Below are 18,465 nucleotides of genomic sequence, written 5' to 3'. Positions count from 1 at the left end.
GGAGACATTTAATTTGTTTGTGAAATCAAAAAATCTTTATTTAGAGTGGCGTAACGATGATCGAGTTTTACAAGTAATACCTTGGGGAGAGGGATTACGAGTTAGAGAAACAAAAAATAAATTTTCTGAAAATAACTGGGCACTTACAGAAGATGTAGATGTTGATGATTTTGAACTTAAATATAGTGATGATGTAAGTTACATTAGAAATGGATCTGTGAAAGCTACAGTAGATCATTTTGGTAAAATTGTTTTTTACGATCTAAATGAACACCTATTGTTAGAAGAATACTGGCGGATTAGAAGACATTCTTTGCCAAATCAACAAGATCAAAATGATTTTATTGATTCAAATATGGTAAACCAATTTGTCAGCGCGCTAAAAGTTGAGGGACGTGAATTAACTCCGAAAACAGGTGGAGATTATTTCGCCACGGTTAGATTTGAAAGTCAAGATAATGAACATATATATGGAATGGGTCAGTATCAACAAAGTCAATTAGATTTAAAATATTGTACTTTAGAATTGGCCCAAAGAAACTCTCAAACTACGGTTCCTTTTATGATGTCTAGTAAAGGGTACGGGTTTTTATGGAATAATCCAGCTATCGGGAGAGTAACTTTTGCAAAAAATATTACCGAATGGACAGCAATAGATACAAACGAAATAGATTATTGGATTTGTTGTGGTCAGACTCCTAAAGAAATAACTGAGAAGTATGTTCAAGTAACTGGGCGTCCTTCGATGATGCCTGATTATGGATTAGGTTTATGGCAAAGTAAGATGCGATATCAGACTCAGGAAGAATTGTTAGAAGTTGCCCGGAGTTATTACAATCAAAATATTCCTTTATCTGTAATTGTTATTGATTTTTTTCACTGGACTAAACAGGGCGATTTTAAATTTGATTCCAAGTATTGGCCTGATCCAGAATCAATGGTCGGAGAATTAAAATCAATGGGAATTGAATTAATGGTTTCAGTTTGGCCAAATATTGATGAGCGATCCGAAAATTATGATGAAATGTTAGAAAAAGGATATTTAATTCGATCGGATAAAGGGTCAAGGGTTTCGATGAAGTTTCAAGGTAACTCAATTTTTTTTGATGCTACCAATTTCGAAGCAAGGAATTATGTTTGGAGTAAGGTAAAAAATCATTATTACAAATATGGAATCAAAATTTTTTGGCTTGATGAAGCTGAACCTGAATATTCTCCGTATGATTTTGATTTATATCGATTAAAAATTGGTCGTAACACATCTGTTGGAAATATTTATCCTAAAATGTTGGCAAAAGGATTTTTCGAGAACATGAAAAATGAAGGTCAAGATAAAGTCGTTAACTTAATTCGTTCTGCTTGGGCAGGCAGCCAAAAATATGGTGCTTTGGTTTGGAGTGGAGATATTGATTCAAGTTTTCGTTCTTTACGCAATCAATATCAAGCAGGGTTAAACATGGGTATTGCTGGTATTCCTTGGTGGACAACTGATATTGGTGGATTTCATGGGGGTGTGATTGATGATCCAAAGTTTAAAGAGTGTTTAATTCGTTGGTTTGAATATGCAACATTTTGTCCAGTCTTAAGAATGCATGGTGATCGTGAACCGCATGAAAATCCATTGGATTCTTCAAGTGTTGCCAGCGGTGCGGCTAATGAAGTGTGGTCTTATGGGGAAGAAACCTTAAACATTTTACGAAAATTTATTACTATTCGTGAAAATATTAAGCCTTATATTAAAGACCTTTACCAGGAAGCTCACCGTTATGGGTACCCGTTAATTAGAACTCTTTACTATGAATTTCCTAAAGATACCAATTCAGTTAATGTATCTGATGAGCATATGTTTGGAAGCGACATTTTAGTAGCACCAATTTTTGATTTTGGGATTCGCAAACGAGATGTTTATCTTCCGACATTTTCAGAATGGATAAATATTTGGACGAAAGAAGAATTTTCTGGTGGTCAAGTAATTGAAGTTGATGCCCCTTTAGATCGAATACCGATTTTTGTTAAGAAGGATGCAGAATTATCAAGAAAATTAAACTTATTCACGATATAATTTTAGAAAATTAAATTTTTTTATTTTTGTTGACATTCAATATTTAGCGTGTTAATCTTGCCAAGTTGAACGATTTAATTAAATATACGAGGCTCCTACACGGACATAAGCTGCTGTACAGAAACGTTGCGAAACGCCAATGTATAGGACAGAAATAACCGAACGAAGGTTATTTCCCAAGTAGCTAATGACTGACGTCTTTACGCCGGGTAGTGCTAAAATAAAAGATTTATTTTAGGGGGCCGCGATTTATTCGCGGCATTTTTTTATCTAATGCCGTACCCTAGTCGCGGCTATTATTATTTGTAGGAACCTCCTTAGACTCAACTGTCAGGAGGTTTTTTATTATGTACGAAACAAAAGATTACATCAAGATTGCTCAACAAACACCAAAAACGGTGCTGCAAATTTTTGATTCACAACTTAGTGGATTAAAAAAACAAGATTTGAATGAACAGCGGGAAAAGTATGGCAGCAACAAAATTAATTACCAGCGGAAAACCCCGCTTTCAATTCAATTTTTCCAAGCATTTATTACTCCATTTACAATTGTCCTTGCAATTTTAGGGCTGATCTCCTTTTGCACCGATTATTTATGGTCGGCGCCTGCCGATCGAGATTTAACTGGAACCATTATTATTTCAATCATGGTTCTAACCAGTGGGATTATGACTCTAATTCAGTCTGTTAAATCAAATAATGCTGCAGATAAGCTTCAGTCAATGGTTAAAGTTACCACCGGAGTGTACCGTGATGGCTACCTGCAAGAGATCCCTTTAGATGACCTAGTAGTGGGAGACATTGTGAAACTGGCTGCGGGGGACATGATTCCAGCAGATTTACGCTTATTGCAAGTGCGAGATCTTTTTATTTCTCAAGCAGCATTGACAGGGGAAAGTTATCCCGTTGAAAAGCATGCCGAATACGAAGCAAGTAAATATGAAAACATTACTGATAGTCCCACTCTTGCATTTATGGGAAGTAATGTTGTGAGCGGTACTGCAATGGGGATGGTAATCGCTGTAGGTAAAGAGACCCGTTTTGGTCAGGTAACGCAAAGTATCACTAACAACAAGCCAACCCCAACGAATTTTGATTTAGGCATCAGTCAAACTTCGTGGCTACTGATCCGTTTTATGGCAGTAATGGCACCGATTGTCTGCGTTTTAAATGGACTAACCAAAGGAGATTGGGGTCAAGCTCTACTGTTTGGTTTATCCACAGCCGTTGGTTTAACGCCTGAGATGCTGCCAGTAATTGTAACGACTAATCTGGTGCGCGGGGCACTAAGAATGTCTAAAAGCGGAACAATTGTAAAAAATATTAATTCAATTCAGAATTTTGGCGCAATGGACGTTCTCTGCACTGATAAAACGGGGACTTTAACGCAAGACAAAATTATTTTGGAATATCATTACAACGTGAATCATCAAGAAGAAGACCAAGTCTTGAAATATGCGTATCTAAACAGCAGATTTCAGACGGGACTCAATAATTTAATGGATAAGGCCGTCATTAAAGCGGCTGAACGTGAACTTTCGATTGATGATGATTGGTATGAAAAAGTTGATGAACTGCCGTTTGATTTTTCAAGGCGCCGGATGAGTACCATTGTAGAAGAAGCTGACGGAAAGATTGAAATGATTACTAAAGGTGCAATTGAAGAAATGCTTGAGGTCTCTGATTTTGTAAGGTCAAAAGGAAAAGATGAACCATTAACTGATGCGTGGAAAGATCAAATTTTGACTCAAGTGGCAGATCTCAATCAGGATGGATTGCGAGTACTCGGTTTAGCTATAAAAAATTATCCGACGCCGAGCGTTGGTGATGAACTATCAGTTGCAGATGAATCTGAAATGATCTTTCTAGGGTACTTAGCATTTCTCGATCCGCCTAAGAGCACGGCTGCTAAATCGATTCAAGCCTTAAAAGATCATGGTACTGATGTAAAGATTATTACAGGTGACAGTTTACTGGTCACCAAAGCAGTATGTCGCAACATTAATTTTGATGCTGACAACGTGTTGACGGGAGCTAAAATTCAAAATTTAACGGACCAAGAATTAGCTGAGGCAGTTGAAGTTAATAATGTTTTTGTCAAAGTCTCTCCTGAACAAAAGGCTCAAATTGTTAAGACTCTGCGCAACAATAATCACGTCGTCGGATTTTTAGGCGATGGGATTAATGATGCACCTTCCATGAAATCTGCCGATGTTGGAATTTCGGTCGATACAGCGGTTGATATTGCTAAACAATCGGCTTCAATTGTCCTGCTGCAAAAAGATTTGATGATTTTGGAGCAAGGAGTTGTTGGCGGAAGACAAACATTTGGCAATATTATGAAATATATTAAGGCAACTTGTTCTTCTAATTTTGGTAATGTATTTTCAGTTTTATGCGCCAGTGCGTTTTTGCCATTTTTACCAATGCAGCCGATGCAGCTGTTGTTATTGAATTTAATTTACGATTTATCATGCTTGTCGATTCCTTGGGATCATATGGATCAGGAATATTTAAGAGTTCCGCGTAAGTGGGAAGCCAAAAGTATCTCCAGTTTTATGAAATATATTGGACCGACAAGTTCAGTCTTTGATATTACGACTTATATTGCAATGTATTGGGTGATTTGTCCTGCGGTTCTTGGTCAGTTTTTCCCTGCAACTGCAGGAGCTGGACGCCAAGAATTTATTCAGCTATTCAACAGTGGGTGGTTTGTTGAATCGCTTTGGACTCAGACGTTAGTAATTCATGTTTTACGAACTGAAAAGATTCCGTTTATTCAAAGCCGAGCTTCTGGCATTGTCACTTTGGTAACCTCAATCGCCCTCTTGTTTGGTTCAGTTCTCCCGTTTACGAACATTGGTCGCCATTTACAGTTGACAGCGTTACCCGTAAGTTTTTGGTTTCTGCTGGCAGCTACCTGTGTTGCATACATTGTGCTTGTGACGTTTGTAAAGAATTGGTATATCAAGAAAACAGGTTCACTATTGTAGGAGGTAGTTAGTATGAAAAGAAAAATAATTCGTTATCCAGTTCAGGCATCGATTGCCCTAACTTGGATTTTATTAGGAATTGCGTGGATTATGCGTCATCAAGGACTCCCGGCAATCTTATTTTTAGGAGCAGGAGCCCTGATGTTGGTCGATGCAGTAACGGATGTTTTTAAAAAATTGAATAATTTATCCGACAACTAATTAAACATAACTCATCTAATTAAGGATGAGTTTTTTTTGATTAAAAGTATAACAATTGGTTATATTTTGCTAGTACATATAAGTATTTGATTGAGGTAAGGCATCCTCGCATAATAAATATTAGAAGAATTTTGAAAGGGGGAAGTTTTGAAAAGAAAAATTGCTTTAATTAGCGGACTATTAGTTTTGTTAATAGGAATCTTTAGTCTCGATTTCATCCGCAGTCACGAACATCAAAAAGTTACTACCAGTCCCGTAGTTGTTACCAAAAAGGGTCAAAATAATAAAAAACTTGGTCAAAAAGGGAAAGTACTAATTGTTTTCTTTTCACGATCTGGCACCAATTACCCCGGCGTGACTTTGAAAATTGGACATACTCAGCGAATCGCTAATGAAATTGCACAAGTCACCAAAGGTGAAAAGTTTGAAATTAGAACTGCTAAAGCTTATCCCAAAAATTATGAGGCAACAGTCAATCAGGCAGAAAATGAACAGCAGCGTAATGCAAGACCCAAAATTGTAGGTCCTTTACCCAAAATTTCTAAGTATTCAACAATTTTTTTAGGTTATCCCATCTGGTGGGGTGATATTCCCATGCCTGTCCGGAGTTTTATGGATGCAGTTGATTTAAATCATAAAAGCGTTATTCCGTTTTCAACTAATGAAGGTTCTGGTTGGGGAGATTCGCTTGAAACACTAAAGCAGCAATATCCACAGGCAGATTTTCGGGGAGGTTTTGAAATTCAGGGACAAAAAGCTGATAACGCGCAAAAACAAATTGATTCTTGGCTGCACAGCTTAGGTTATTAGGAGTATTAAATGTTAAAAAAACATCCAGTTGCGTTGGAATTAGTTTGGTTTATTTGCCTAATTTTATTTCCACTGCCATTAATTCTTCTTTTAAATACCGAGATGTCAACGACAACTGGCACTCAGATTTTAATTATTGATAGCGGGCTGGTGGCGTACAGTTGGTGGTTAGCGGAAGTGCTGTTATCAACGCGCCCTCGATGGTTAGATCGCTTGATTGGTCTGCCTTCATTATATTTTGTGCATTCATTACTAGGGGCTGGCTCTTTAATCTTAGCCTTTGTTCATCACCAATTTATGACCTCAATGGGTTATTGGATCCAACTTACTGGAAATATTGCATGGTATTTGCTTATTTTTGGAATTATATACGCCAGCATCTTTCTATCAGGTTGGTTTGTCGATCGTTTTCGCTGGGCAGCTCAGTTAAAGCAAAAATTCGAAAAGGTGTTCAAACATCAATTATCAATTTGGCTTCATCGTTTAAATTTGATTGTCATTATTGCAATTTGGCTGCACGTTCATCTTATTGGTCGAATTAATTTCCATCTTGGTTTCATGTTGGTTTTTGATACTTATACCGTTTTGACGCTTGCTTGTTACTTGTGGAAAAAATGGATCTTAGAAATGAATTATTGGCAGGGAAAACTAGTAGAAAATGCGTCCTTAAGTTCTCAAACTCGGCGGCTTGTAATCGATTTTGGATCTAATAAACCACCGTTTAAAGCAGGAGATTATTTCTTTTTTATATTTAAAGATATTTCAACTGAGGCTCACCCGTTCTCAATTTCAAATTCTCAACCTGATCAATCTGATCAAGTAGTTTTGACGGTCCGCGAATTAGGAGATTATACTCGCAAGCTTTCGGCTTTGAAACTTGGCAGTCCAGTTAAAGCTGAAGGACCATTTGGACGTTTTGATGCAATTGTAAAAAGCAGCGACGAACCACTCGTATTAATCGGAATGGGGACAGGTGTTGCTCCACTTTTAAATATAGCTGCTAAGTACTATCAAACTCGTTCTATTTCACTTATTTGGACGGTCACTAACGAGCAGGAAATGTATTTTGATTCTTATTTTAAAGATTTAGAGCAAAAAGGCTGTAAGTATCACGTTCAAGTTGGCAGATTAAAGCCCGATCAACTTACCGCAATAGTTAGCAAGTCTGAAGTAAAATCTGCTCGCTTTCTAGTAGTTGGCGGAGCTAGATCGGTTATTAATGTTGAAAAAATGCTTAGAAAAATTGGAGTTCAAAGAAAAAACATTTTTGATGAAAGGTTAACGATGTAAAACAGACAGATGAAAAATCTAAAGAAAGATTGACAATTATTGTTGCTCTAATGGTTGGTTTATTGATTACTGCTTGTACAGTTCAATCAAATAAACATCCAGAGAGTTCAAATGTTAGTAGAGTGCATCATTCTAAACCAAAGAAGACACTTTTAATTTATTATTCACTTACCAAGAATACTGCCCGTTTAGCTAATACAATCGGTAAGCAACCGGGAATTGAATCAGTTGAAATTAAAACTAAAAAATCTTATCCAACGACTGATAATGATCAAGTTAATAAATTAGTGAAAGAAAAGCAGAATAAGCATCAATTTGATCAGTTAAAAAGAGTTCCTAAAAATTTAAATCAATATCAAAAGATTATAATCGGGTTCCCAATTTGGAGTAATGATATGGCTTATCCCATGCAGTCGTTTCTTGCTCAAAATAAAGAAACTTTAAGTCATAAAGTTATTGTTCCATTTACTACGAGTTCGATGGCAGAAGCAAGTGCAATTAGAAATACAGAAGCAACAATTCGTCGCTTGGTACCCGGGGTAAATTTACAAAAAGGTTTGAATTTAGCTTCTAGTGACCTCGATTCCAAACGGATTACGAGTTGGATTAATCAGACGGTTTTAAAAACGCCTTCTAAAAAAACAGCCATCACAATTAGGACTGGTTCTGAAGTTTTTAAAGGATATTTAAATAATTCAGCTGCAGCAAAAGATTTCGCTAAACATTTACCCCAAAAATTAAATGTCAAAAATTTTGCGACCGGATATCCAGAAAAATATGCAAAGCTGCCTTTTAAATTGAGATTAAATGACACGAAAGGTGATGATCCGGGTAAAGGGGACCTTGATTATAATTCTAAAAATCAAAGTTTGTTTTTCTACCATGGACGAGTAGGTAAATTTCAAGAATTACATCGCATTGGGCACATCAATGATAGTAAATATATTAATTTTGTTAGCAGTCACCAAGAACCTTTTGAAGCTCAAATTGAATTGAGCAACTAAAATAAGGAAGATTATATGGAATTATCAAAAAACAGAAAAAATTTATTAGTTTTAATATTAGCTTTAGGAACATTTGGAGTAACAAATACTGAGATGGGAATTATGGGCATCCTGCCAATTATTTCTCGCCAGTATAATGTAAGCATTGCTACGGCTGGTGGTCTAGTTAGCTACTTTGCCTTAATTATTGCAATTTGCGGTCCTTTTTTACCGGCATTGTTAGCCCGCTTTAATAAGAAAAAAATCATGCTGCTGGCAATTGGATTATTCGTTGTCAGCTGCCTTGCTTCGGCGTTTATCACGGATTTTAAATTGTTATTATTAGCCCGATTATTACCAGCATTTTTACATCCCGTTTTTGTTTCATACGCCATGTCTACGGCAGCCCTAATAGCTGATAACAATGCAGAATCCTCACGCTTTGTCTCACGCGTCTTTATGGGAGTTTCTGCCGGAATGGTTTTAGGGGTTCCTCTTGCTAATTTAATCGCTAGTTTAGGAAGCTTTCGATTAGTGATGCTGACTTTTGCGGCGATTAATACCTTGATTTTGATCGCTTGTGCAGTCTATTTGATTTCCATTAAAGATCAAAATACCCAAAGTTTTAAAGCGCAAATGAAGGCGTTGATTCAGCCGCAGACCTTGATTGGAATCGTCACAATTATCTGTTTAAATGGAGCCGTGTTTGGATTTTACAGTTATTTATCTGACTTTTTAGAAAAAGTTAGTTTATTGTCAGCAGTCGTAATCAGCGCTCTATTGTTAGTGTATGGTTTGGCTAATGTTTTAGGAAACGGACTTGCCGGGAGCCTTTTAGCAAGTAACCCGCATAAAGTATTAGTGGATTTGCCGATTGTGATGTTAGTGCCCTATTTAATAATTTATTTTTTAAATCAGAATTTATTTTTAAGTTTCATCTTAATTTTAATTATGGGGACATTTGCGGGAATTGATCAGAATTTAAACCAGTACATTATGAATGATGCTTTGAAAGAAAGTCCCGATTTAGCCAACGGCTTGTTTATTACGGGCGCTAATTTAGGAACAACGTTTGGCTCAATGATTGCCGGGAAATTTATTACTACGTGGGGAACTAAAAGCTCATTGTTGGCGACCGAAATACTTTTAGTGATAGCTATTGTTATCATTATGTTGAATCCCTATTTCAAGAAAAAGAAGAATTCTTGATTATTTACCTAATGACTCTTTGACTTGTTTTAAAAATACTTTTCCCACGTTCGATAAAGTAGTACTGCGACTCCAAATTAAGCTACTTTGGGCGGTTTGCCGCGGATTAAGCGGAATAAATTTTAAATTGCTGCCCCTGGTATTAATAATTCCATTGAAAGCCAGAGCCGCCCCCATTCCAGCAGCAACTAAAAGTGAAGCATTATACAATAGATTGTAAGTGGCAATGATCTTGTAATGAGCTTGACTGGTACCCAACCAATCTTTTAGCAGAGTTTCAACTCCTCGCTGCTGGGAGATAATTAATTCAAGATTGTTAAAATCAGGCGGATTAAGATGCTTTTTTTTAGCTAAAGGAGAATCATTTCGCACTAAAAGCCCCCATTCAACATCACCTGGAAGACTGATAAATTCAAATTTTTGTTTGTCATTGGGTTCCATTACAACCCCAAAATCAAACAATCCAGTTAATAAATTTTTTTGAACTTCGTCAGCGTTATTACTAACTAAATTGACTTTAATTCTCGGATATAAAGATCTCATCGACTTGATAACTTCTATTATTGACATTATTGTCTGAGATTCACCGCTTCCGATAGTAAGAGTTCCTGTCAGTTCTCCCGGATTTTGAAGATTGTCCTCGGTCTTGTTGACTAATGATAAAATTTGACGTGCTTGATTTGCAAGGTATTCGCCGCTTTCAGTTAATTCGATTTGGCGGCCGCCTCGATCAAATAAAGTGATTCCTAATTCTTCTTCGAGCTCTCTAAGTTGACGTGAGACATTGGGTTGAGACACGTGTAATTTTTGTGAAGCACGACTGATATTTTTTTCTTCTACGACAGCTAAGAAGTATTGTAAGACACGAATTTCCATCCCGATCTCCTAATTTGTTAATTAAGCTAATTATAAATGATTATAAATTAAGGTACCAATGAGGTTTAATTCCAATAATCATTCTTTAGCCTGATTCAACTAAGACAATAATTTGATTTAATTGTATTGTAATGATGAATTTACGTAAAACGTGAACGCAATTAATAAACGTTAATGCGTTAAAAAGTTCAATTAAGGTAATTTTATCCATTGTTTAACAAAGCAGATTTATAATTTATTCAATTAAAGAGGGATCTAAAATGAAAAAGATGAAGTTTCAGGTCTTACTAGAGAAACACCCGACGAAGTATACGCCAATTATGAAATTTTATTATTGGCTGATTTTTCCTTTGATAACAGCTGATCTGTCAGTAATAATGTCTTTTTTAAATTCCGATTTATCTGCTTGGAATGATTTAATGAAGCTAATCAGTGGATTTTATCTTTTATTGTACTTAGTCACATTGGCCTTAGATTTAAACTTAAGGCAAAAAGAAGGACCTGAATATAGATATTGGAATTTCCTTTAATGGAGTGTTGAATGAGAAGAAATTTTTATCAAAAAATTATTGAAAAATATCCTACTAAATATACGGCGATTAGAATTTTTAACCACCGTTTTTTAGATCCTGTATTTGTAATTGCAGTCGTAATTACGTTGGCAGCTTGTTTTTTGAAGTTTTTGGCCGGATGGAATATTCTCGCAGAAGTTTGCATAGGAATTTATTTGGTTTTCGACATGGTGATAATGGCTCTTGATAACAAAGAAAGAAAAAAGGGAGATCCCCGCGGCCAGTACTGGAATTATGTTGATAATTCTTTAAATGAAAACAGTCCAGAACGATAATCTATTAAAAGTTAACGTTAAAAAAATATTGCCACTGTGAAGTTGAAAAGGCGATATGATAAGGCCTATCAAAGCACTAGGAGAAAATTAAGATGGTAAAATATTTTTGGCCAATGTTTTTCGTAGATTTAATTGTTACCTTTTTGATGTTGAAATCTTTTAATATTCCAGCTCAAAATTATTTAGCAGATTTTCTAATTTATATCGCATTTGCGGTTGTTTGGACGGTTGTTCTTCTGTTGGTAAGCAGCAAATTTAGAAATCTGATGTTTAGAACAAAGTCAGAATAAAGCAAAACGCTCTGATCCTTTTTGGATGCAGGGCGTTTTTTTTTGGCTAGAGCATGGTCACAAATAGTCATTGTTAATAATGTTTTTTGAAAAACATTTTTTAAATATTTTTTAATTTTAGAATTTGCTTTTCAACATTATCTTTAAAGATAAATGAACCCGAAACAGCTACGTCGAGTCCAGTATCAATCAATCCTTTAATATTACGATCATCAATGCTTCCGTCAGCCTCTATTAAATAGTTATAATTATTTTTTTGTCGTAATTCATTTAGCAAATTCACTCTTTCAAGAGTAGAGTCTATAAATTTTGCGCCACTAGTTCCAGGATCGACTGACATAACTAGTACTTGGTCAACAATATTAAGAACAGGAATTATTGTAGAAACTGGGGTATCAGGATTAATAATAACTTCGGCCTTTTTATGCAAACTTTTAATTGTCGTTAAAGCGCGATGAATGTGAGGTGTTGCTTCAACGTGAATTCCAATTACTTCTGTTGTTGGTAATGAGTAGTTATTGATTAATAGCTCTGGATTTTCAACCATCATATGAATATCCAAAGGAATATCTGAAAAACTACTTATTTCTTTAACTATTCCTTCTCCAAAGTCTATTTCTGGTACGAAGTGTCCGTCCATTACATCAATGTGTAAAAAATCTATGTCTGCATGAGAAAACTCATTTAATATTTTTTCTAGGTTAATTTTGGGTCCACTGTGTAGCGATGCTGCTATTTTAATCATATAAAAATTACTCCTTTAAAACATTTTTAAATAAAAATTGATTTGAACGCAAAAAAAGATTTGCACAGTTAAGGTGAAAAATATGTCTCAAATTTTTTCACCTTAGCGTGCAATTTTTATTTTTTTAAATTTGAAGAAAGCGTTTAATATTTAGCTATCAAGAAAGGTGGAGAGGAATGTTTTTTGATAAAAAGATAATCAATCTTGAAGTAGATGTTCAGAGTAGTACAGAAATAATTACTAAATTAGCAAATGAATTAGAAAGCAAAAACATTGTAAAAGATAGCTACTTAGAGCATGTATTGGCACGAGAGGAAGAATTTCCTACGGCTTTAGACCTTGGGGATGGAGTAGGAGTTGCTATTCCTCATACTGATTCGGAGTATGTGAATACATCACAAATCGCACTGGCAACTTTGAAACAGCCAGTTTCTTTTAAAAGCATGGTAAACAAAGATTTAGATGTCAAAGTTATTCTAGTTTTCATGATTGCAATGAGTAAGCCTCACGAACAGTCACAGCTTTTGAGTAATTTAATGACATTTTGTCAAAATAAAAAAGCAGTCAAAGAACTATTAGCGGTTTCAAATGCTAATGATGCGTACGAGATTTTAAATAAATATGATTTAAATTAAAGGAGAGAAAAAGATGTTTATGCAAGCTATACATTGGTTCCTAAATTTGGGCTCAACGGTTGGAATTCCGATCATTATTATGATTTTGGGTTTGATTGTGGGATTAAAACCATCTAAAGCACTTATTTCTGGTTTGACTCTAAGTGCAGGATTTATCGGAATGAATATGGTTGTCAATATGATGGCAACAAACTTACAACCAGCAATAAAATTAATGGTTTCACGTTATCACTTATCATTAAGTATTATGGATGTTGGATGTGGCGTTGGAGGGCCACTTGCTTTTTCAAGTTCTTTAGGTGTTCTAGCAATTCCAATCACGATATTAATTAATTTAGTTTTTGTATGGATCGGATTGACCAGAACTCTTAATGTTGATATTTGGAATTTATGGCAGCCAACGTTTATTGGGTTATTAGTTTGGGCAGTTTCTGGCAACTATGTTTATGGAATTATCGCTCTTTGTGGTGGTTTTTTACTCGAACTGCTTTTAGCTGATTTAATGCAGCCGATCACAGAGGATTTTTATAATTTACCAGGTATTGCTGTAACTCACACAATGGCTTTATCAGCAACAGTTTTGGCAGTGCCTTTAAACTGGCTATTTGATCGAATTCCAGGTTTTAATAAACTTGATGCGAGTCCAGAAAAAATTCAAAAACGTTTTGGAGTATTTGGTGACCCACTCGTAATTGGATTCATTGTTGGAGTTGGTATTGGTTTATTAGCAGGTTTTGACGTTGCCGGTGTCTTACAACTTGGTGTTGAAATGGGTGCAACTTTGAAAATTATGCCAAAAATGATTTCAATGTTTATGGAAAGTTTGACTCCTATTTCATCTGCCACCCAAGAATTTACCAAAAAGCATTTACGTGGCAAAAAAGTAAATATAGGAATGGATGCCGCCTTAACTGTTGGACATCCAGCTGTAATTGCTACTAGTGTTTTGATGATTCCAATATCACTATTCTTAGCAACGATTTTACCAGGCAATAAGGTACTTCCGCTGGGAGATTTAACTCTTTACGTTTATGTATTTACATTATTAGTTGGAGCCTTTAAAGGCAATATTATTAGAAGTTTAATTGGTGCAATAATATATTCAATTCCAATGCTGTACTTATCTACTTGGCTATCTCCATTTGTTATGAAGAGTTTCAAATTGGCTAACTATAGCATCAACACAAAGGGTGCATTTTCATTTGAACTATCGGGTTTGTGGACAAATTCAATATTTGCTTGGATGACTCAGAAATTAGGGATTATTGGTTTAGTTATTTTGATAGTTATAATAATCGGACTTTTATATTACTTAAATATAATCAAAAAATATAATTCAGGAAAAGGTTTAGAAGAGGGTAAATAATTATGAAAAAAATGTTAATTATGTGTGGTGCAGGGCATGCTACTTCAACTATTGTTCATGCTAAAGTTAACGATTGGATTGAGAAAAATGGTTTTGACAACCAAGTAGAGATTATACAGTCTGCTGTTGGTCAAGAAGTAGATAATATTCAAAATGGTAATTATGACATCGTTATTTCAACCACTATTGTCCCTGATTCTATCAAGGATAAAGTTATTAATGGAGTGGCGTTGTTGACAGGCGTTGGAACTGATCAAGTTTGGGAACAAGTGAAGGCAGAATTAGAAGCATGAGTTTTTATTTAGAGAAATTAGAGCTAGAAACGGTAGAGGGAAGACCTTCTTATCATATGATTACTGATAAGGTAAAGGAAATTGTTAAGAGCAGTGATATCAAGAATGGTATTTGTTTAGTTCAAACTACACATACAACTTGTTCTGTATATTTTGATGAATACATGCACGACAAAAACTACTATGAAGACGACTTTTTACAGGTGGACTTAAACAATGTTCTAGAAAAGGTTGTACCTCGTCAAACTTCAGAGAATTATCCTTATTTAAGTCCAGGTCCTGAGCACATTGCCTATGGAATGAAAAAAACGGATCCAAATTATCCCGCTCTTAAATGGTCAATGCTAAATACAGATGGACACTTAAGGTCAGACTTGTTAGGGTCAAGTGTGTCTCTGGGTATCTATCATAAAGAACTTCTACTTGGTTCTGTTGGTCAAATTTTCTTTGTTGATTTTGATCAAACTCGTACACGAAAAAGGGAAGTAGAAGTTGTAATTTTAGGAGATAAAGATGAGTAGTTATTCTGAGCTTTTTAGAGCAGAAGGCGAAGAAATCAGCAAATTAGGTGAGACCATTGATGCTAATCAGATTGACCAGCTATTAGCTATGATCGGTGATAATAGGCATAATATTTTTGTAACAGGCTGTGGTACATCTGCAATGGCAGCAAGAAAAATTGTGCATACCTTGAACGTAATCGGTCTTGCAGCATTTTATTTGAATCCATCGGACGCCGTTCATGGAGGATTGGGTCAAATTAGAAATGATGACGTTGTAATTTTTATCTCAAAGGGTGGTTCTACAAAAGAATTAACAAGTTTTGTAAATAACTGTATCGATAAGAAAGCAAAAATTATTGCAATAACAGAGAATACTGATTCAATTTTAGCCAAAGATGCAGATTTAGTAGTTTGTATTAAGGTTGATCGGGAGCTGGATGAGTTTAATATGCTCGCGACAAATAGTACATTAGCTGTTATTTCCTTGTTTGATGTAGTAGCAACGGTGATAATGAAAAAGGAAAACTTTACTAAGGAAAACTTCTTAATGAATCATCCGTCTGGTAAAGTCGGACAGCAGTTAGCGGAAGATGTTAAACATGACTAATGAATATATTCAAATTTGTACTGAACTTAGTGGAGTCAGTAGCAATTTAACTGACGAAAAAGCAAATGAAGTTTTAAAATTAATTTTTAATTCCAACAAAATCTTTTTATCTGGCGAAGGCAGAAGCGGCTTGATGGTTAAAGCTTTTGCAAATCGTTTAACTCAGATGGGTTTGAATGTTCACGTAGTAACTGAAATTACTGCACCTGCTATTGGATCTGAAGATTTGTTGATTTTTAACACAGCCAGTGGTAAATCAGAGTTTTTAATTTCTCAAGCAAAAAGTGCGATTAAAGTTGGTGCAAAACTTGTAACCTTTACTGCAAATAAAGATTCAGTGTTAAGTCAAAAAAGTGATGCGGTAATTGTTATTGATGCGCAGACGAAAGATGAGGAACAAGGTTCACTCCAACCTATGGGTAGTTTATATGAGCAAACCTCTTTACTAGTTTTTGATAGTTTGATGCTTCGTGCATTGAACATGGGTTTGGTCACAAATACGAAGTTACGTTCTACACACTCTAATCTAGAGTAGTAAAGGGGTATAAACATGAGTGGCAACAGAGATTTGCTAGATTTTTTACGACAAAATAATGAATCGTGGATCACTGCCAAAACTCTTGCAATGACACTTGGAATATCAGAACGAACTGTGAAAAGTAAAATTGCGCAGTTACGTACGAATGGAATAGATATTAAAAGTGGTCCCAAAGGTTATAAAATAAAGAACAATACTGAAATAAATGGGTTAAAGGATTATCTGCCAAATAATTCTAGCCAGAGAAGTTCTTGGCTCATTAGAAGGTTAATGAAATCAAAGAACGCAGTTAATATTTATGATTTGTCTGGTCAACTATATATTAATGAGGTAGAGCTTCGTAAAGAACTAAAAAGTTTGGAGCAAGAATTTTCAAACTTTAATTTAAACTTGATACGTGAGGGCGATTTTTACCGTGTAGAGGGTAAAGAAGAAAATAAAAGGAAATTTTTATCTTCTATTATTTATCATGAATTAAATGGAACTCTTTTGAATGAAAATTTAATTCAAAAATATTTCCCGGATGTTAATGTTAAAGTTGTTAGCTTTGTTTTGAGACAAAGCATTACTAAAGCTCATGTAAAAATAGATTCTTTTAATTTTAGCAATATTTTATTACATCTTGTAATCATGATTGATCGATCAGATAAGTCGAAAAGACATCCTGATACAGAAAAAGTTAATGATAATTTAGTCAAACTTATTATTATTGGATTGAATGACAATATTGATTATTCTCTGTCTGAGTACGATATAAATCAATTAGAGACAATGTTTGAACTATTACTTGGTGAACGGAAAGTAGAACTTCCGGAAAGCTCTCAAATAAATAAATTATTCGAAAGAATAGTTTTATTTGTCCGTAAAACTTATGATTTAGATCTAGATGAAGAATTATTTAAAAAAAGATTTTTGCCTCACTTATTAAGATTGATTGACAGATTTAAAAATAACAACATTGTTCATAATCCATTAGCTAAAAATATCAAAAATTCATCCCCAACGATTTATGAGTGTGCAACATTAATTGCATATGAAATAAAGAATTTCTTGGGTATTTTGGTTAGCGAAGAAGAAATTGCTTTTATTGCCCTGCATGTCGGTAATATTGTTACAGAACAGGTTAGAAATGAAAACAAAGTAATTTGTCAATTGTTTATGTTAGATTATCATGGTAATTCAAAAACGACCATTGATGCTTTGGATAAGAAGTTTAGTAATGATATGGTTTTATTAAACGCTATTTCTGACGAAACTGATATTCTAGACGAAACTCAATTAGTGATCGTCGCAAATTCAAAACAAATTATTAAGAATCATCATTTTGTACAGATTTCTAGCTTTCTTTTGCCTAACGATATTAATAAGATTCAAAAGGCACTTAAACAGATCAAAGATATGACCTTGTCTAACGAATTAAAGATAGGGCTTGATAAATTCACATCTGAAATAAATTTTGTCAGAGATAATCGAAGTCGATCTGCTCAAGAAGTTATTCACTACGTCTCTGAGCAATTTTTTAAAGAAAAAATTGTAGGGTCTGAATTTGAGGATAAAATTCTAGAAAGAGAAAAGCTTTCAAGTACTGCCTTTGGTCTTGTTGCAATACCACATACAATAGATTACGATGCAAAAAAGAGCCAATGGTTTATCTACATTAATTCAAAGGGAGTTAAATGGGGAAATCAAAGGGTATACGTAATTATCGTACTGGCTTCAAGTCAAAAGGATGAGAAAAAATTCCGCAAAGTTTTTGATGAACTGTCTGAAGTAATTATAAATGATAATAAAGTGTCAAAATTAACAGCATGTAAAACATATCAAGAATTTGTGGATGAAATTGTAAAAATTGAATAGCAATGATACTCGAATTAATATTTTAAAAATGGGGTTGAAAATTTAAGGGGAAAGAATTAATCTTCTAATGAGCATTATCCAATTTTTTGTAAGTGTGATTTTATAAAATAAATTGGAGAGTCTATATTTTTATTCCTTGCATGAGCGAGGGTGATCCTTATAAAATGATTTGGATTGTGGTTTTCCCCGCATAGGCGGGGGGTAATTGACAGAGATTTAATTGTCAGTTAGTACTTAAAAAAAGTTAGTAGTAAATAAAAACTGCTAACTTTTTTGTATTACTGAATTTAATTGATGAAAAATCTAAAATAAAAAACTTGCTTTTTATTTTTAATTATAATATGTTATAGATTGTAAAAG

Annotated in this window: 19 protein-coding genes and 1 riboswitch; of the genes, 17 read left to right on the top strand and 2 right to left on the bottom strand. The window is 34.6% G+C overall.

Annotation, left to right across the window (positions count from 1 at the left end):
* Positions 1-19 precede the first annotated feature (19 nt).
* The 7 genes from R8749_RS08115 (at position 20) to R8749_RS08085 (ending at position 9,548) form a co-directional block, all read left to right on the top strand.
* On the top strand, positions 20-2,062 hold the full coding sequence (locus R8749_RS08115; protein ID WP_317695800.1) for a glycoside hydrolase family 31 protein: 2,043 nt from the start codon (positions 20-22) through the stop codon (positions 2,060-2,062).
* A 71-nt stretch (positions 2,063-2,133) separates the two neighbouring features.
* Positions 2,134-2,302, top strand: a riboswitch (M-box (ykoK) riboswitch).
* A 107-nt stretch (positions 2,303-2,409) separates the two neighbouring features.
* Positions 2,410-5,055, top strand: coding sequence for a magnesium-translocating P-type ATPase (gene mgtA, locus R8749_RS08110; RefSeq protein WP_317695798.1), 2,646 nt, complete (start codon positions 2,410-2,412; stop codon positions 5,053-5,055).
* A gap of 12 nt (positions 5,056-5,067) precedes the next feature.
* Positions 5,068-5,256, top strand: a complete 189-nt coding sequence (locus tag R8749_RS08105) for a hypothetical protein (protein WP_317695796.1) — start codon at positions 5,068-5,070, stop codon at positions 5,254-5,256.
* Positions 5,257-5,403: 147 nt separating this feature from the next.
* Complete coding sequence (locus tag R8749_RS08100; protein ID WP_317695794.1) at positions 5,404-6,066, top strand: flavodoxin; 663 nt, start codon at positions 5,404-5,406, stop codon at positions 6,064-6,066.
* A 9-nt stretch (positions 6,067-6,075) separates the two neighbouring features.
* Positions 6,076-7,356, top strand: coding sequence for an FAD-binding oxidoreductase (locus R8749_RS08095; protein ID WP_317695792.1), 1,281 nt, complete (start codon positions 6,076-6,078; stop codon positions 7,354-7,356).
* 29 nt (positions 7,357-7,385) lie between these two features.
* Positions 7,386-8,360 carry a cyclophilin-like fold protein gene (locus R8749_RS08090; RefSeq protein ID WP_317695790.1) on the top strand — a complete coding sequence of 325 codons (975 nt, stop codon included), beginning with the start codon at positions 7,386-7,388 and terminating at the stop codon, positions 8,358-8,360.
* A gap of 15 nt (positions 8,361-8,375) precedes the next feature.
* The gene (locus tag R8749_RS08085; protein ID WP_317695788.1) at positions 8,376-9,548 is read left to right on the top strand and encodes an MFS transporter; all 1,173 of its coding nucleotides are present in this window, start codon (positions 8,376-8,378) and stop codon (positions 9,546-9,548) included.
* Here the strand turns inward: R8749_RS08085 and R8749_RS08080 are convergent, their stop codons facing one another.
* The gene (locus tag R8749_RS08080; RefSeq protein WP_317695786.1) at positions 9,549-10,424 is read right to left on the bottom strand and encodes a LysR family transcriptional regulator; all 876 of its coding nucleotides are present in this window, start codon (positions 10,422-10,424) and stop codon (positions 9,549-9,551) included. It lies immediately after the preceding gene.
* 260 nt (positions 10,425-10,684) lie between these two features.
* On the opposite strand from R8749_RS08080, the gene R8749_RS08075 reads away from it, so the two are divergent.
* The 3 genes from R8749_RS08075 (at position 10,685) to R8749_RS08065 (ending at position 11,561) form a co-directional block, all read left to right on the top strand.
* On the top strand, positions 10,685-10,954 hold the full coding sequence (locus R8749_RS08075) for a hypothetical protein (RefSeq protein WP_317695784.1): 270 nt from the start codon (positions 10,685-10,687) through the stop codon (positions 10,952-10,954).
* Positions 10,955-10,965: 11 nt separating this feature from the next.
* Positions 10,966-11,271 carry a hypothetical protein gene (locus tag R8749_RS08070; RefSeq protein ID WP_317695782.1) on the top strand — a complete coding sequence of 102 codons (306 nt, stop codon included), beginning with the start codon at positions 10,966-10,968 and terminating at the stop codon, positions 11,269-11,271.
* 92 nt (positions 11,272-11,363) lie between these two features.
* Positions 11,364-11,561 (top strand): hypothetical protein, encoded by a 198-nt coding sequence (locus R8749_RS08065; RefSeq protein WP_317695780.1) that lies wholly within the window; start codon positions 11,364-11,366, stop codon positions 11,559-11,561.
* Positions 11,562-11,661: 100 nt separating this feature from the next.
* On the opposite strand, the gene R8749_RS08060 is transcribed toward R8749_RS08065, so the two are convergent.
* Positions 11,662-12,306, bottom strand: a complete 645-nt coding sequence (locus tag R8749_RS08060) for a ribulose-phosphate 3-epimerase (protein ID WP_317695778.1) — start codon at positions 12,304-12,306, stop codon at positions 11,662-11,664.
* 176 nt (positions 12,307-12,482) lie between these two features.
* Here R8749_RS08060 and R8749_RS08055 point away from each other — a divergent pair, with 176 nt between their 5' ends.
* From R8749_RS08055 to R8749_RS08025, 7 genes are read left to right on the top strand one after another with little or no spacing between them, the layout of a single operon-like run.
* Entirely contained in the window at positions 12,483-12,941 is a 459-nt protein-coding gene (locus tag R8749_RS08055; RefSeq protein ID WP_317695776.1) for a PTS sugar transporter subunit IIA, read from the top strand.
* Positions 12,942-12,960: 19 nt separating this feature from the next.
* Positions 12,961-14,307 carry a PTS galactitol transporter subunit IIC gene (locus tag R8749_RS08050; protein ID WP_317695774.1) on the top strand — a complete coding sequence of 449 codons (1,347 nt, stop codon included), beginning with the start codon at positions 12,961-12,963 and terminating at the stop codon, positions 14,305-14,307.
* Between the two features lie 2 nt (positions 14,308-14,309).
* Positions 14,310-14,600: a PTS sugar transporter subunit IIB gene (locus R8749_RS08045; RefSeq protein WP_317695773.1), complete on the top strand. Its 291-nt coding sequence runs from the start codon at positions 14,310-14,312 to the stop codon at positions 14,598-14,600.
* Positions 14,597-15,121, top strand: coding sequence for a YjbQ family protein (locus R8749_RS08040; RefSeq protein WP_317698544.1), 525 nt, complete (start codon positions 14,597-14,599; stop codon positions 15,119-15,121). Before R8749_RS08045 ends, R8749_RS08040 begins: the two co-directional genes overlap by 4 nt.
* On the top strand, positions 15,114-15,710 hold the full coding sequence (locus tag R8749_RS08035; protein ID WP_317695771.1) for a KpsF/GutQ family sugar-phosphate isomerase: 597 nt from the start codon (positions 15,114-15,116) through the stop codon (positions 15,708-15,710). The genes R8749_RS08040 and R8749_RS08035 overlap by 8 nt, the downstream gene beginning before the upstream one ends.
* Positions 15,703-16,245: a 6-phospho-3-hexuloisomerase gene (gene hxlB, locus R8749_RS08030; protein WP_317695768.1), complete on the top strand. Its 543-nt coding sequence runs from the start codon at positions 15,703-15,705 to the stop codon at positions 16,243-16,245. Before R8749_RS08035 ends, hxlB begins: the two co-directional genes overlap by 8 nt.
* A gap of 15 nt (positions 16,246-16,260) precedes the next feature.
* On the top strand, positions 16,261-18,105 hold the full coding sequence (locus R8749_RS08025; RefSeq protein ID WP_317695766.1) for a BglG family transcription antiterminator: 1,845 nt from the start codon (positions 16,261-16,263) through the stop codon (positions 18,103-18,105).
* The last annotated feature ends 360 nt before the right edge of the window (positions 18,106-18,465 follow it).

The organism is Xylocopilactobacillus apis (assembly GCF_033095965.1).
GTDB classification, from domain to species: Bacteria; Bacillota; Bacilli; order Lactobacillales; family Lactobacillaceae; genus Xylocopilactobacillus; species Xylocopilactobacillus apis.
The sequence above is the reverse complement of the archived record's forward strand: the minus strand, read 5'-3'. Positions and strand labels throughout refer to the sequence as shown.

Coding starts and splice junctions, on each gene's coding strand:
- R8749_RS08080 (WP_317695786.1), bottom strand. CDS start 10,424: ATGGAAATTCGTGTCTTACAATACTTCTTAGCTGTCGTAGAAGAAAAA.
- R8749_RS08105 (WP_317695796.1), top strand. CDS start 5,068: ATGAAAAGAAAAATAATTCGTTATCCAGTTCAGGCATCGATTGCCCTA.
- R8749_RS08095 (WP_317695792.1), top strand. CDS start 6,076: ATGTTAAAAAAACATCCAGTTGCGTTGGAATTAGTTTGGTTTATTTGC.
- R8749_RS08085 (WP_317695788.1), top strand. CDS start 8,376: ATGGAATTATCAAAAAACAGAAAAAATTTATTAGTTTTAATATTAGCT.
- mgtA (WP_317695798.1), top strand. CDS start 2,410: ATGTACGAAACAAAAGATTACATCAAGATTGCTCAACAAACACCAAAA.
- R8749_RS08025 (WP_317695766.1), top strand. CDS start 16,261: ATGAGTGGCAACAGAGATTTGCTAGATTTTTTACGACAAAATAATGAA.
- R8749_RS08035 (WP_317695771.1), top strand. CDS start 15,114: ATGAGTAGTTATTCTGAGCTTTTTAGAGCAGAAGGCGAAGAAATCAGC.
- R8749_RS08055 (WP_317695776.1), top strand. CDS start 12,483: ATGTTTTTTGATAAAAAGATAATCAATCTTGAAGTAGATGTTCAGAGT.
- R8749_RS08060 (WP_317695778.1), bottom strand. CDS start 12,306: ATGATTAAAATAGCAGCATCGCTACACAGTGGACCCAAAATTAACCTA.
- R8749_RS08050 (WP_317695774.1), top strand. CDS start 12,961: ATGCAAGCTATACATTGGTTCCTAAATTTGGGCTCAACGGTTGGAATT.
- R8749_RS08070 (WP_317695782.1), top strand. CDS start 10,966: ATGAGAAGAAATTTTTATCAAAAAATTATTGAAAAATATCCTACTAAA.
- R8749_RS08040 (WP_317698544.1), top strand. CDS start 14,597: ATGAGTTTTTATTTAGAGAAATTAGAGCTAGAAACGGTAGAGGGAAGA.
- R8749_RS08065 (WP_317695780.1), top strand. CDS start 11,364: ATGGTAAAATATTTTTGGCCAATGTTTTTCGTAGATTTAATTGTTACC.
- R8749_RS08045 (WP_317695773.1), top strand. CDS start 14,310: ATGAAAAAAATGTTAATTATGTGTGGTGCAGGGCATGCTACTTCAACT.
- hxlB (WP_317695768.1), top strand. CDS start 15,703: ATGACTAATGAATATATTCAAATTTGTACTGAACTTAGTGGAGTCAGT.
- R8749_RS08075 (WP_317695784.1), top strand. CDS start 10,685: ATGAAAAAGATGAAGTTTCAGGTCTTACTAGAGAAACACCCGACGAAG.